Below are 13,454 nucleotides of genomic sequence, written 5' to 3'. Positions count from 1 at the left end.
GGGGTGGGGTGGGGGTGCCACGGGGGGTGTGCCCGGGGCGGCCCCGCCGCCCAAGGGGGCCGGCGGGGGTGGGCCGGTGGGGTCGTATGGTCGGGGGATGGCTGGGCGATTTGGGTTGCGGGGGGTTCTGGGGCCGCTTCGGCGTGGGGGCGGGGATCCGGCGTACCGGGTTGCGGGGGACGGGGCTGTGTGGCGGGTGAGCCGGACGCCCGAGGGGGCGGGGACGTTGCGGGTGGCGGCGGACCTGACGGCGGAGGCGTGGGGACCGGGCGGGCCGTGGCTGTTGAAGCAACTGCCGGTGCTGCTCGGCGAGTTGGACGACCCGGGGCCGTTCGTGGCGCATCACGCGGTGGTGGCGCGATCCCATCACATGCATCCCGGGCTGCGGCTGTGCCGGACCGGGCTGGTGATGGAGTCGTTGATTCCGTCGGTCCTTGAGCAGAAGGTGACGACGACCGAGGCGTACCGGTCGTGGCGGCATCTGGTGCGGACGTTCGGCGAGCCGGCGCCGGTTCCGGAGGGGGTCGGCTACGAGGTTCCGGAGGGGCTTTACGTCACACCCGGCGCCCGGACCTGGGCGCTGATCCCGTCCTGGGAGTGGCACCGGGCGAATGTGGACGCCAAGCGGGCCGACACCATCGTGCGGGCGGTGCGGGTGGCGGCGCGGCTGGAGGAGGCCGCGGGGATGCCGTACGAGCAGGCGAAGGCGCGGCTGGAGCTGGTGGCGGGGATCGGGCCGTGGACCTCGGCGGAGACCTTGCAGCGGAGCAACGGGGCGCCGGACGCGGTGACGGTGGGCGATCTGCATCTGCCGGGGATCGTCGGGTACGCCCTGACCGGGAAGCGCGGGGCGAGTGACGCAGACATGCTGGAACTGCTGGAGCCGTACGCGGGTCAGCGCCACCGGGCCGTACGGCTGATTCTGCTCACCGGACTGACTCCGCCCCGGCACGGACCGCGTCGGGCGCCGGGGCGGATCTCACATCTGTAGGACGCCGGTCACTGGTCCGAGGAGAAGCGGACCGAGGCCGCCGGGAGCACCGCGTCGCACCAGATGCGGATGCCGTCGCACAGTTCGTTGTCCGCGCCGACCGTCGCCCCGTCGCCGATCACCGCGCCGGACAGGACGCTGCGGGCACCGATCCGGGCACCCGCCCCGACCAGGGAGTCCGTGACGACCGCGCCCGCCTCGACGACCGCGCCCGCCAGAACCGTGCTGCCCTCGATACGGGCGCCCTCGCCGATCACCGCGTCGGTGCCGATCGCCGTGCCGCCGGTGAGTTTGGCGTCGGCGGCGACGACCGCGCCCGGCATGACCAGACGGTCACCGCAACGGCCGGGGACCGCCGGGGACGGGGCGCGGCCCTGGACCAGGTCGGCGGAGCCGCGGACGAAGGCCTGCGGGGTGCCGAGGTCGAGCCAGTAGGTGGAGTCGACCATGCCCTGGAGGTGGGCGCCGTTCGCCAGCAGGTCAGGGAAGGTCTCGCGTTCGACGGAGACCGGGCGGCCGGTGGGGATGGTGTCGATGACCGAGCGGCGGAAGACGTAGGCGCCCGCGTTGATCTGGTCGGTGACGATTTCCTCGGGGGTCTGCGGCTTTTCGAGGAAGGCGGTGACCCGGCCGGTGGAGTCGGTCGGTACCAGGCCGAAGGCGCGCGGGTCCTCGACGCGGGTGAGGTGCAGCGAGACGTCGGCGCCGGAGGTCTGGTGGGTGTCGACCAGGGCTTCGATGTCGAGGCCGGTGAGGATGTCGCCGTTGAAGATGAGGACCGGCTCGTCGGGGCCCGAGTGCAGCCGGGACGCGACGTTGCGGATGGCGCCGCCGGTGCCCAGCGGCTCGTCCTCGGTCACGTACTCCAGGTGCAGACCCAGCGCGGAGCCGTCCCCGAAGTACGGCTCGAAGACCTCGGCGAGATAGGAGGTGGCGAGCACGATGTGTTCGACTCCGGCGGCTCTCGCACGGGCCAGCTGGTGGGTCAGGAACGGTACGCCGGCGGCGGGAACCATGGGCTTGGGGGTGTTCACCGTGAGCGGCCGCAGCCGGGTGCCCTTGCCCCCGACCAGGAGGATCGCTTCAGTCACCTTGTCGTCTCTGCTTCCTGCTGGGGCCGGCCGGATAGTGGGCGGCCAGTGTATGCAGACTGTTCGAAACGTCCTGGTCGGTGCCCCGCCCGGTGAGTGGCGGGGCGCAGCGTGTACGTTGCGGTCCCCGTCAGCGCCCCTGGTAGTGGGCCGCGACCCCTCTGGCGGTGCCGAGCTTCCGGTACAGGCGCCCGCCGGGGCACTCGGTGGCGAAGCCGTCCCGGTGGCCCGAGATGACGTTGAGCCGGACGTTCCTGCCCTTCTTGTACCGGTTACTGCCCCCTGAGGTGAGGTAAGTGGTGCCCTTCGGGTTGGCGCCGTGCAGTCCGAGCTTCCAGGCGGAGAGTTTCGCGACGGCGCGCAGGGCCGCGGCGGGCGGGTTCGCGTGGGTGTACGTCCCGAGAACGGCGATGCCCATGCTGTTGGTGTTGAAACCGAGAGTGTGCGCTCCCAGGACCGGCTTGGCCACACCTCCGGCGCGTCCTTCGTAGACGTTCCCGCACTTGTCGACGGCGAAGTTGTAGCCGAAGTCACGCCACCCACTGCTCTTGACGTGGTAGCGGTAGATACTGCGCAGGACGGAGCCCGCCTGCGAACAGCTGTACCCATTTCCGGACGCGCTGTGATGGACGAAGGCCGCCTTGATCGTCTTGGTGTAGACGTTCCCCTTCTCCTTCAGCCTCTCGTCGGCACCCCAGCCCCTGCGCGTGATGATCCGCGGCCGGGGCCCTACGTGCGGTCGGGCGAGTCCCGTCTGCGCTTCCGCTTCCTGCTTGGTCTCGGCCGGGGTCAGCGCCGGGATCTGCAGTGCGGCGGCGGGGGCGCGGTCGCTGCCTCGCCGGGGGTCGGCGCCGGGGTCGACCAGGTCGAGGTGGAGCCCCCGGGGCAAGGGGGTGGCGGCGGACCCCTCGGAGCCGGTTGCTCCGGTACGGGGCTGCACACGTGCCTCGACCCCGTCCGACGCCCCGACCCACAGCGGAGCCGTCGCACCATGGGTGCGGCCGGTGCGCGCCTCGGCCGTCGAGGGGTCGGCGCCGTGGTCCCCGTGACCGGTCACCAGGTCCTGCCAGGGCGACCAGGCCCCGCTGCCGACCGCTCGCGCACGTACCTGAACCCGGCCGTCCAGTTCCGCGCGCGGATCGTCCCAGACCACTCCGACCAGCGAGAACGGGGCGACGTCCCGGGAGTTGACCCCTATCGGCCGCGCCGCGTCCGCCGGGCGCAGCGACCGGTCCGACCCGCTCCCGCCCAGTGCGGTGAGCGGCAGCGAGCGGGTGGAGCCCGGCAGATCCGCGGGCCGGGCGTCGTCGAAGCCCGCCCGCTCGCTCCGCGTCCCGGCCGGTACATCGCCGAGCGGGATCAGCGGGAGCGCGAGAACTGCCGCACAGGCAATACCAATCGAGGAAGCAACGTAGGGGCGCATGCACCCGATTTTGAACATATGCGTACATATCTGTCCATCGGTGAACTGACGCTCTGTCTGCCGGACGGGCCCCTGACGGGCCTTGGACGGGGCCGGAACGCCCGCCCCCGGCACGCCCCCCGGCGTACCCTCCTCGGATGAACACCACCGACCGCACCCCTGCCGACCTGCTGCGTTCCGCACTCGCCACGGACCCTGGCCGCCCGCTTGTCACCTTCTACGACGACGCGACGGGCGAGCGCGTCGAACTGTCCGTCGCCACCCTCGCCAACTGGGTGGCCAAGACCGCCAATCTCCTCCAGGGCGACCTCTCCGCAGGCCCCGGCGACCGCCTCGCGCTGCACCTTCCCGCGCACTGGCAGACCGCGGTGTGGCTGCTGGCCTGTGCGTCGGTGGGCGTGGAGGCCGACGTACGGGGCAAGCCGGAGGCGGCGGACGTGGTGGTGAGCGGGCCGGACGCGCTGGAGGCGGCGCGGGCGGGGCGGGGCGAGCGGGTCGCGCTGGCGCTGCGGCCGCTGGGCGGGCGGTTCGTACCGCAGCCACCGGAGGGGTTCGCCGACTACGCGGTCGAAGTCCCTTCGCAGGGGGACCAGTTCGCACCGTTCGCCCCGGTTGACCCGGACGAGGTGGCGCTGGTGGTCGACGGTACGCAGCTGACGGCGGCCGAGCTGGTGGAGCGGGCCCGGGCGGATGCGGCGGCGCTGGGGCTCGGTCCCGGGTCGCGGGTGCTGTCGGGACTCTCGTACGACACCTGGGAGGGGCTGTCCTCCGGTCTGTACGCGCCGCTCGCCTCCGGTGGCTCGATCGTGCTGTGCCGCAACCTCGGCCGGCTCTCCGCGGCGGGCCTCGCCGCGCGCGTCGAGAGCGAGCGCGTCACGCACACGGTGGGGCGTCCCGCCGGGGCGTAGCGGAGGTACGCCGCCGGGGGCCGCCCAAACGGTGGAGCGGGGCGCGGCCTCTGGGGCACCGGAGCGGGCGCGGTACATGATCGGTTGCACGCACAACCAAGCGCTGGTTTCAGCCGTCTACTCCTGCGATCGACGGCCCAGCGTGCCGCCGACTCCGCATAAGGATGGACGCAGACGTGACCGACACTGCTGGCACGCCCCCCGAACCGGACGAGCCGGCAGCCGGACCTGACGGGCCGACGGAAGGGCCGGGCAGGCCGGCGGGGGGCCGGGACGGGTCGGCGGCGGGACAGGACGGGCCGGCGGCAGGACCGGCCAGGTCGGCGATGGGCTCCGGCAGCGGCGACGCGGCGGCCACGGGCGACCCCACCCCCACCCCCACCGAAGTCGCGGGTGGGCGGTCGGGCGGCGGGGAGGGTGGGGCGGGTGCCGGGGTCGATGCGCGGGCTGGGCGGCGTACCGAAAAGGAAAGAGACGCCGGCTCCGCGGGTGAGGGCGGAGGCGAGAAGGCGGCTGAGGGGGGAGAGGCTACCGAGGGAGCCGAGGGTGGAGAGGGTGGAGAGGGGGCCGAGGGGGCCTCTGAGGGTGCGGGGGCCTCTGAGAGCGGGGAGGCCGGTGGGGCGGCTGTTACGTCTCCTGGGGGGCGGCGTCGGCGGCATTGGGTTCGCTGGGCCGCGGCGGGGGCGGCGCTGGTGGTGCTCGGAGCGGCCGGGGCGGGGTGGTGGTTCTACCAGAAGCTGGACGGGAACATCACGACGGACACCGGTGCCGCCGCCGAGCTCCGGGCCTGGGAGAAGGAACGTCCCACCCAGGCCCCCAAGACCCTGAACGCGCAGAACATCCTGCTGATCGGCTCCGACACCCGCGCGGGCGGCAATTCCAAGTACGGTCGCGACGAGGGCACCCAGCGCTCGGACACCACGATCCTGCTGCACATGGCGGCCAACCGGACCAGCGCGACCGCCGTCTCGCTCCCCCGCGACCTGATGGCGGACATCCCGAGCTGCACGAAGTCGGACGGGACGCGCACCCGGGCGATGTTCGCGCAGTTCAACTGGGCGTTCGAGATGGGCGGCACCGCCTGCACCATCCGAACCGTCGAGAAGATGACCGGGATCCGGATCGACCATCACATGGTGGTCGACTTCCAGGGCTTCAAGGACATGGTGGACGCGGTCGACGGCGTCGACATCTGCCTGAAGGAGCCGATCAACGACCGGGACGCGCACCTTCAGCTCCCGGCGGGCCCGCAGACCCTCAACGGGGAGCAGGCGCTCGGATATGTACGCGCCCGCAAGAGCATCGGCGGCGGCAGTGACACCGAAAGGATGGACCGCCAGCAGCAGTTCCTCGCCTCACTCGTCAACAAGATGCAGTCCAGCGGCGTCCTGCTGAACCCGACAAAGCTCTATCCGGTGCTGGACGCGGCGACCAAGTCGCTGACCACCGACCCCGGTCTGGCCTCGCTGCGCGATCTGTACGACCTGGCGACCAGTGCGCGGGACGTGCCCTCGGAGCGGATCCAGTTCATGACGGTGCCCCGGCGGTCGTACCGGTACGACAGCAACCGGGACGAACTGATCGAGCCGCAGGCGCAGGCACTGTTCAAGCAGCTGCGTGAGGACACCCCCGTCACGGTGACACCGGTCAAGTCCACGCAGCCGGGGGACGAACCGGGAACCGGGAATCCGGACCAGGGGGTCTCCGACGACGGTGCGGAAGGGGACAACAGGCCCGACGATCCGGCCACGCCCGGCCCCTCGCCGACCCCGACCTTCTCGGGCACCAACGCCGCCACGGGCATGTGCGAGTAAAAGGCTTACCAAACCGATGACGTTCCCGGTTGCCTTTTAGTCGAATTGCCCGGTTGTAAGGCACGTGGAGTTTGTCACTGTCGTCGCTCGGCGCCGATCAGGGCAGATAGTGTGACGCGATCCAGTGCAAAGAGCCGATACATGGGTCACGCACGCACGACTGGACCGATTGATGAGGACGCCTGGGGGGAGGCGCCTCGCGTGGGACCGACGGAGGACTCAGGCAACCGTGGACGCGCACAGCCGTGGCGGGGCGGACGAGATCGACCCCGCCGACCAGTGGGTTCTCAACCCGCACACCGGCAACTACGAACTGCGACTGGATCATTCCGCAGGGTCCCCGAACTCAGGGTCATCCAGATTTTCCGGGCGGCCCCAGGGCAGCCCGCGCGGACGCAGCCGTGACCCCCGCGAGCAGCGGGCCAACCAGAGTGGTGGTGGCACCAGTACCGGCAGTCGGCGCGAAGTGCCGCCGCAACGCAGCCGGCGTCAGGGGCCTCCCGAGGGCGGCCCCAGGGGCGAAGGCAGCGGCGGCGCGCAGCAGGCGGGCCGCCGCAAGCGCAAGCAGGCCAAGCCGAAGCGGGCCCTGAAGCGGACCGGCATCGTGCTCGGTGCGCTGGTGCTGGTCTGTTCGCTCGGCGCGTGGGCGCTGTACGAGCACTTCAACGGAAACCTCAAGTCCGTGGAGGTGTCCGGCGGTTCGGGCGGCTTCAAGAAGGACCAGGCGGTCAACATCCTGGTCATCGGCACCGACAAGCGGGTCGGCGACGGCAACGAGGGCTACGGCGACAAGAACAGTCCCGGCCACGCCGACACCACGATCCTCTTCCACGTCTCCAAGGACCGGACCAACGCGACCGCGCTGTCCATCCCGCGTGACCTGAAGACCCGTATCCCGGACTGCCCGACCAAGATCGGCGAGACGGAGAAGGTCGTTCCCGGCAGCGCCTTCGAGCGCTTCAACACCAGCCTCGGCCAGTCGGAACGCGACCCGGGCTGCACCATGCGCACGGTGAAGGCGCTCACCGGGCTGACCGTCGACCACTTCATGATGGTCGACTTCAACGCGGTGAAGACGTTGAGCACCGCGGTCGGCGGGGTGGACGTCTGTGTCTCCAAGGACGTCAACGACAAGGACTCCAAGCTCAGGCTGACCAAGGGCAATCACACCCTGGCCGGCGAGCAGGCGCTGGCCTTCGTCCGCACCCGGCACAGCTTCGGCAGCGGCTCGGACCTCAGCCGGATCGAGACCCAGCAGCAGTTCCTGAGCTCGATGATCCGCAAGATGAAGTCCAGCGAGACGCTGACCAACCCGGCCAAGCTCTACAGCCTGGCGGACGCGGCGACCCAGGCGATGACCGTCGACTCCGGCATCGGCTCCATCGCCAAGCTGAAGTCGCTGGCCGAGGAGGTCGCCAAGGTCGACCCCAAGAACATCACCTTCACCACCCTGCCGGTGCTGGACAACCCGGCCGAGCCGGTGGGGCGCAAGGCCACCGTCGTGGTCAACGAGGAACAGGCGAACCCGCTGTTCTCGATGCTCCGTTCCGACACTTCACTCACCGAGGTGAAGCAGAAGGAGAAGGCGGACAAGGCACAGGCCAACGCCAAGCAGGAGGCCCTCCTGAAGGGCCCGAAGGCCGCCGCCGACGACGTACGGGTCAATGTCTACAACGGGGGTGGCCCCAGTGGAGCCGCCCAGGAGACCTTGTCCTGGCTGCAGTTGAACAAGGGCGCCAGGCTGGCGACGAACGGCGGCAATTCGCCGGAGCCCGACATCGCGAAGACCTCGCTGAAGTACGGCGAGAACCAGGCCGACCAGGCCAGGGCGCTCGCCGCGATGATGGGTCTGCCCGCCTCGGCGCTGAAGCCGACCGGGCAGGACGCGGGCGAGCGCGTCCCGATGACGCTCACCCTGGGCAAGGACTTCACCGCCGCGGGCCAGCCCGTCGGTGGTCCTGCCAAGCTGCCGGACGGGGTCAAGCGGGCCAGCGCCGACAAGTCGGTGTGCGCCAAGTGACCGCCGGTCACCCGGGCCAAGTGACCGCCGGTCACCGGGCCTTGAACAGAATCTGAGTGGGAGTGGGTGGGGGCCCGGTGGGCAGCAGCAGGGTGCATGGGGAGGGGACCCGGGCGGACAACCTCGGCTGGGACGAGAGTCTCTACGAGGGGGCCGGGCACGGCGACGGCGGATCCGGGGACGACGCGTCCCCGGCCGCCGATGCCGACGGCGGGGGCAGCGGCCACCGCAGAGGCGGCTCGCGGCGCCGAAGACGAGCCGGTGGCGGCCCGGACGGCCCCCGCAGCAAGCGTCGGCGCATTCTGCGCTGGGTGGCGATATCCCTGGCCGTGCTGATCCTCGGCACGGCCGGCGCCGGATACCTCTACATACGCCACCTCGACTCCAACATCGAGAGCGGCAGCCGCAGCAGCAACGAGGGCCCGCCGAAGCCCGAGGCGAACGCGGCCGGGCAGACCCCGCTCAACATCCTGCTGATCGGCTCCGACACCCGTGACGGGAAGGCGAACCTGGCGCTGGGCGGCAGCAAGAAGTCGGTGGGCGCCCCGCCGCTCGCCGATGTGCAGAAGCTGCTGCACGTCTCGGCCGACCGCAAGCACGCCTCGGTGGTGAGCATCCCCCGCGACACCCGGGTGGACATCCCCGAGTGCAGGGACGCCAAGACCGGCACCAAGTACGGCAAGGCCAACAAGATCATCAACGAGACGCTCGGCCGCGGCGGTCCGAGCTGCGTCCTGGACACCTGGCAGCAGCTCACCGGCGTCTACATCGACCACTGGATCATGCTCGACTTCACCGGTGTGGTGCAGATGTCGGACGCGGTCGGCGGCGTCGACATCTGCCTCAAGCAGGGCGTCTGGGACCGCCCCAAGCCCCTCGTCCCCGGCGGCTCGCACCTGAAGCTCCCGGCCGGTACGCGCAAGATCCAGGGCGAGGACGCGCTGAAGTGGCTGCGCACCCGGCACGCCTTCGAGAGTGACAAGGGCCGTGCCAAGGCCCAGCACATGTACATGAACTCGATGCTCCGTGAGCTCAAGTCGCAGAACGTGTTCACCGACGCGGGCCGGCTGACCGGCCTGGCGGAGGCGGCCACCAAGGCGCTCAAGGTGTCCGAGGAGATCGGCTCGGTCACCAAGCTGTTCAATCTGGCGATGCAGCTCAAGGACGTCCCCTCCGACAGCATCACCATGACCTCGCTGCCGACCATCCCCGACCCGCAGAACCCCAACAACCACTACGTGGTCAACCAGAAGGACGCCTCGAAGGTCCTCACGATGCTCCGCGACGACATCCCCTTCGACAAGAACGGCCGGGCCACCGACGGCAAGCAGCCCGCCACGAAGAAGCCCGCGGGCCCGGCCGCCAAGAAGGCGCTGACCGCTCCCGGCGAGCTCGGGATCACCGTGCAGAACGGCACCGGCGTCGGCGGCGAGGCTCCCACCCGCAGCCGCGCCTCGGCCGTCGCCACCCTGCTGGCCGGCAAGGGCTACACCGGGGCGGCCGCCAGCCGCGAACTCCCGCCCACCGAGCACACCCAGGTCACCTTCCCCAGCGCCGAGCTGGAGGGCGACGCCCAGGCGGTGGCCAAGGCGCTCGGCATCCCGCTGACCGCGGTGAAGAAGTCCTCGGCCACCTCCACGGTCACCGTGGCCGTCGGCTCGGACTGGCGCACCGGCAACTCCTTCCCGAAGGCGGCCGCCCCCTCCGCGGGCGACGTCCCGGAGAGCGCCGAGGCGGTCACCGGCGACGACACCAAGGCGTGCATGGACGTCTATGCGCCCTACCGGTGGAACGGCCGGGGCTGAGGGCCTGCCGGGGGCGGTGTTACGCCGAAGGGCCCGGCCCTACGTCGAAGGGCCCGGCCCGCGTTCCTCATGTGAACGCGGGCCGGGCCCTTTTCCGTGCCGTACGACTTTCCGTACCGCACGACTTTCCGACCGTACGACTTTCCGACCGTACGACGCCGCTCTAGACGCCCGCGTTCTGCCCGTGCCCCTGGACGGCCGGCCTGCGGCTCGCGATGACCCGCTTGGCGAGGGACTTCGGCGAGGTCAGGAAGCCGTATCCCCACGACATGTGCATGGTGGCCAGCGCGACGGGGATCTGCGCACGCGCCCTCAGCGACAGCCCCCTGCCCGCCGGGAGGGAGCCCGCGGTGATCGCCGCGAGATATCCGGCCGGGACGACGAAGCCCCACGGGGTGACGAACACACCGGCCAGCACGCCCGCCGCGATCGCGCAGACGGCGGTCGGCGGGGCGAGGTAGCGCAGGTTGATGGAGCCGGAGTGGTAGCGGGCGACGACATGGCGCCAGCGGCCGTAGTCCTTGTACTGCTTGGCGAGCGCCTTGACGCTGGGCCTCGGGCGGTACTGGACCTTCAGCTCGGGCGAGAACCAGATCAGCCCGCCGGCCTCGCGGATGCGGAAGTTCAGCTCCCAGTCCTGGGCGCGGATGAACTCCTCGTTGTACCCGCCCTGCTGCTCCAGGGCCTCCCGGCGGAAGACCCCGAGGAAGACGGTCTCGGCCTGCTGGGCCTCGCCACCGGTGTGGAAGGCGGCGTTGCCGACGCCGATCTTCGAGGTCATCGCGGCGGCGACGGCCTCTTCCCAGGGGGTCTCGCCCTCGGCGTTCATGATGCCGCCGACGTTCATCGCGCCGGTCTCCTGAAGGAGGCGGACGGCGGTGGAGATGTAGTTGGCGGAGAGCATGCCGTGGCCGTCGACGCGGACGACGATCGGGTGCCGGGAGGCCTTGATCGCGGCGTTCAGGGCGGCGGGGGTGCGTCCGGTGGGGTTCGGGACGGTGTGGACGCGCGCTCGGTCACTGGACGCGGTTTCGGCGACCAGCTCGGCGGCGATCTCGTCGGTACGGTCCGTGGACGGACCCAGCGCGATCACCACCTCCATCTCGCCGTCGTACTCCTGCTCCAGGATGTGACGGACCGAGCTGCGCAGGTGCCGCTCCTCGTTGAGGACCGGCATGATCACGGAGACCGCGGGGGCGGCGGCGGGGATGGCGTTCACATCGGCTCACGTTACCGCGAACGGGGGACACCCTCGCGCGGCGGCCGTGGTGGTGCACCGGGCTGGAGATCGTATCGGCATACGGTGCACGCGATCCCCGTCCTGTCCCCCGCGGAGGTGCCCCGTGCCCGTGCCGTCCCGTCCGCCTGCCCCGCGACCGCGCGACCGACGAGCGAAAAACTCCCGGGACCGTCGCAGGCCGCGCGACGAGCGCCCGCACTGGGGAATGCGGGCGGCGACCACCCTGTCGGTGCTGGTCCTGGCGGCGGGCGGCATCGGGCACGCCGTGGTGACCGGCATGAACACCCAGATCGCCCGGGTGGATCCGTTCAAGGACATGAAGAACCGGCCCGAGGCCGAGTCCGGCCGCGGCATGAACCTGCTGCTGGTCGGCACCGACGGCCGGGACCGGATCACCGAGGAGGAGCGGAAGAAGTACCGCCTCGGTGGTGCCCCCTGCCACTGCACCGACACCGTGATGGTCGTCCATGTCTCCGAGGACCGGAACCGCGCCAGCGTCGTCAGCCTCCCCCGCGACAGCTACGCCGAGATGCCCGAGCACACCGACGAGACCTCCGGCGACCACCACAAGCCGCACCCGGTCAAGCTGAACGCCGCGTACGCGGAGGGCGGCCCGGCCCTCACCACCCGCACCGTCGAGCACATGACCGGCGTCAAGATCGACCACTACCTCGAAGTCGACTTCACCAGCTTCATGAAGACGGTCGACGTCCTCGGCGGGGTCGACATCTGCACCACCACCGCCCTCAAGGACAGCTACACCGGTCTCGACATGACCCCTGGCACCCACCGCCTCGGCGGCGGCGAGGCCCTCCAGTACGTCCGCTCCCGGCACATCGACGGCGCCTCCGACCTGGGCCGCATGCAGCGCCAGCAGCGCTTCCTGGCCGCCTTCATCGCCAAGGCCACCGAGGGCGGGGCCCTCCTCAACCCGGTCAGGTTCCGTGAGGTCGCCGGAACCCTGCTGGGCTCGGTGCGCGCCGACAGAGGATTCGGTACGGAGGAGATGTTCGCCCTCGCCCAGGCGATGCGGGGCTTCACCCCGGCCTCCTCGGAGTTCACCTCCGTGCCCATCGGGAAGATGAGCTTCCAGGTCAAGGGGATCGGCTCCACCCTGAAGTGGGACGAGGCCAAGTCCAAGAAGCTCTTCCAGACCCTGCGCGAGGACCGCCCGCTGTCCGCCCCGCGCCCCGCGCACCGCCCGAAGGCCACCCCCGTGGACGTCTCCCCCGAGCAGATCCGCGTCCAGGTCGACAACGGCACCCGCATCCCGGGCCTCGGCAAGCGCGTCGACACCGCTCTGCGCGCCACCGGATTCCGCACCACCGGCACCCCCGGCAACGGCACCCGCCGCGACCTCCCCCACACCCTCCTCAGTTACGACCCCCGCTGGGACCGCTCCGCCCAGTCCCTCGCCGCGGCCATCCCCGGCTGCGAACTGAAGCCGTCCCCCGGCCGGGGCAGCCTCATGCACCTCACCGCCGGCGCCGACTACAAGGGCGTCACCCCGGTCCGGGCGCAGGACGCCTACCAGGGCGAATCCGGCGTAGTCACAGGCGACCAGGTGATCTGCCCGTAACCGCCCTGCGGCCACCCTCTCCCCCGTGCCCCGCCCCCTCGCCCGCCCCTGCCCCCACTGCCTCAGCCCGCTCGGGCGGCGGGGCCGCCCCCGGGGGGCGGGCCGGGCAGGCAAAGGGGCGGCCCCCGACGCAGTCGCCTCCCACCCCGCGCCGGCCCACCCCGACCGCGGACCCCCGTACTGCCCAGGCCCGACCTCAGTCCTCCAGCCCCTCCGCCGCCCTCCGGTCCCGCAATTCCTTGATCGCCCGCCGCCGCGCCAACCGATGCGTACGCCGGATCTGCGCCTCCTGATACCTCCGCTTGTCCCGCTCCGTCTCCGGCAGCACCTGCGGTACCGGCCGGGTACGCCCGTCCGCATCCACCGCCGCGAAGACGAGATACGCCGAGCCGACCTGCTGAGCGGGGGTCGACTCGTTCCACCGCTCGGCCAGGACCCGTACCCCGATCTCCATCGAGGACCGCCCGGTCCAGTTGCACTGGGCCTTGACGTGTATCGAATCCTCTAAAACACAAACTCAGGTTAAGCAGCAACGGCGAGTTGGGGCGCCTTCAACAGGGACACCTTGGCCGGCGCCCATGGG

General features: G+C 71.1%; 9 protein-coding genes and 1 pseudogene. 6 read left to right on the top strand and 4 right to left on the bottom strand.

Annotated elements, in window-relative coordinates; genetic code table 11:
* Window positions 1-97: 97 nt before the first annotated feature.
* Window positions 98-991: a DNA-3-methyladenine glycosylase family protein gene (locus ACIA73_RS40420; RefSeq protein WP_399444005.1), complete on the top strand. Its 894-nt coding sequence runs from the start codon at window positions 98-100 to the stop codon at window positions 989-991.
* An 8-nt stretch (window positions 992-999) separates the two neighbouring features.
* Here ACIA73_RS40420 and ACIA73_RS40415 read toward each other — a convergent pair whose 3' ends face one another.
* Together ACIA73_RS40415 and ACIA73_RS40410 are read right to left on the bottom strand one after the other, a co-directional pair.
* The gene (locus tag ACIA73_RS40415; RefSeq protein ID WP_399444004.1) at window positions 1,000-2,082 is read right to left on the bottom strand and encodes a sugar phosphate nucleotidyltransferase; all 1,083 of its coding nucleotides are present in this window, start codon (window positions 2,080-2,082) and stop codon (window positions 1,000-1,002) included.
* Window positions 2,083-2,212: 130 nt separating this feature from the next.
* Window positions 2,213-3,505, bottom strand: a complete 1,293-nt coding sequence (locus ACIA73_RS40410) for a peptidoglycan recognition protein (RefSeq protein WP_399444003.1) — start codon at window positions 3,503-3,505, stop codon at window positions 2,213-2,215.
* A gap of 137 nt (window positions 3,506-3,642) precedes the next feature.
* Here ACIA73_RS40410 and ACIA73_RS40405 point away from each other — a divergent pair, with 137 nt between their 5' ends.
* From ACIA73_RS40405 to ACIA73_RS40390, 4 genes are all read left to right on the top strand, one after another.
* Window positions 3,643-4,413 (top strand): TIGR03089 family protein, encoded by a 771-nt coding sequence (locus tag ACIA73_RS40405; protein ID WP_399444002.1) that lies wholly within the window; start codon window positions 3,643-3,645, stop codon window positions 4,411-4,413.
* 692 nt (window positions 4,414-5,105) lie between these two features.
* Entirely contained in the window at window positions 5,106-6,227 is a 1,122-nt protein-coding gene (locus tag ACIA73_RS40400; protein WP_399444001.1) for an LCP family protein, read from the top strand.
* A gap of 229 nt (window positions 6,228-6,456) precedes the next feature.
* Window positions 6,457-8,247, top strand: a complete 1,791-nt coding sequence (locus ACIA73_RS40395; protein ID WP_399444000.1) for an LCP family protein — start codon at window positions 6,457-6,459, stop codon at window positions 8,245-8,247.
* Between the two features lie 77 nt (window positions 8,248-8,324).
* A complete protein-coding gene (locus ACIA73_RS40390) occupies window positions 8,325-10,052 on the top strand; it encodes an LCP family protein (RefSeq protein WP_399443999.1) in 1,728 nt (575 codons plus the stop codon).
* A gap of 163 nt (window positions 10,053-10,215) precedes the next feature.
* Here ACIA73_RS40390 and ACIA73_RS40385 read toward each other — a convergent pair whose 3' ends face one another.
* On the bottom strand, window positions 10,216-11,262 hold the full coding sequence (locus tag ACIA73_RS40385; protein ID WP_399444023.1) for a glycosyltransferase family 2 protein: 1,047 nt from the start codon (window positions 11,260-11,262) through the stop codon (window positions 10,216-10,218).
* Between the two features lie 235 nt (window positions 11,263-11,497).
* On the opposite strand from ACIA73_RS40385, the gene ACIA73_RS40380 reads away from it, so the two are divergent.
* Window positions 11,498-12,871, top strand: a complete 1,374-nt coding sequence (locus tag ACIA73_RS40380; protein WP_399443998.1) for an LCP family protein — start codon at window positions 11,498-11,500, stop codon at window positions 12,869-12,871.
* A 196-nt stretch (window positions 12,872-13,067) separates the two neighbouring features.
* Here ACIA73_RS40380 and ACIA73_RS40375 read toward each other — a convergent pair.
* Window positions 13,068-13,373 (bottom strand): annotated as a pseudogene (locus tag ACIA73_RS40375) (acyl-CoA thioesterase); the annotation flags it as partial.
* Window positions 13,374-13,454: the final 81 nt, after the last annotated feature.

It is taken from the genome of Streptomyces sp. NPDC051561, from assembly GCF_044454195.1.
In the GTDB taxonomy this organism is placed as follows: domain Bacteria; phylum Actinomycetota; class Actinomycetes; order Streptomycetales; family Streptomycetaceae; genus Streptomyces.
This window is presented reverse-complemented; position numbering and strand designations above follow the sequence as displayed.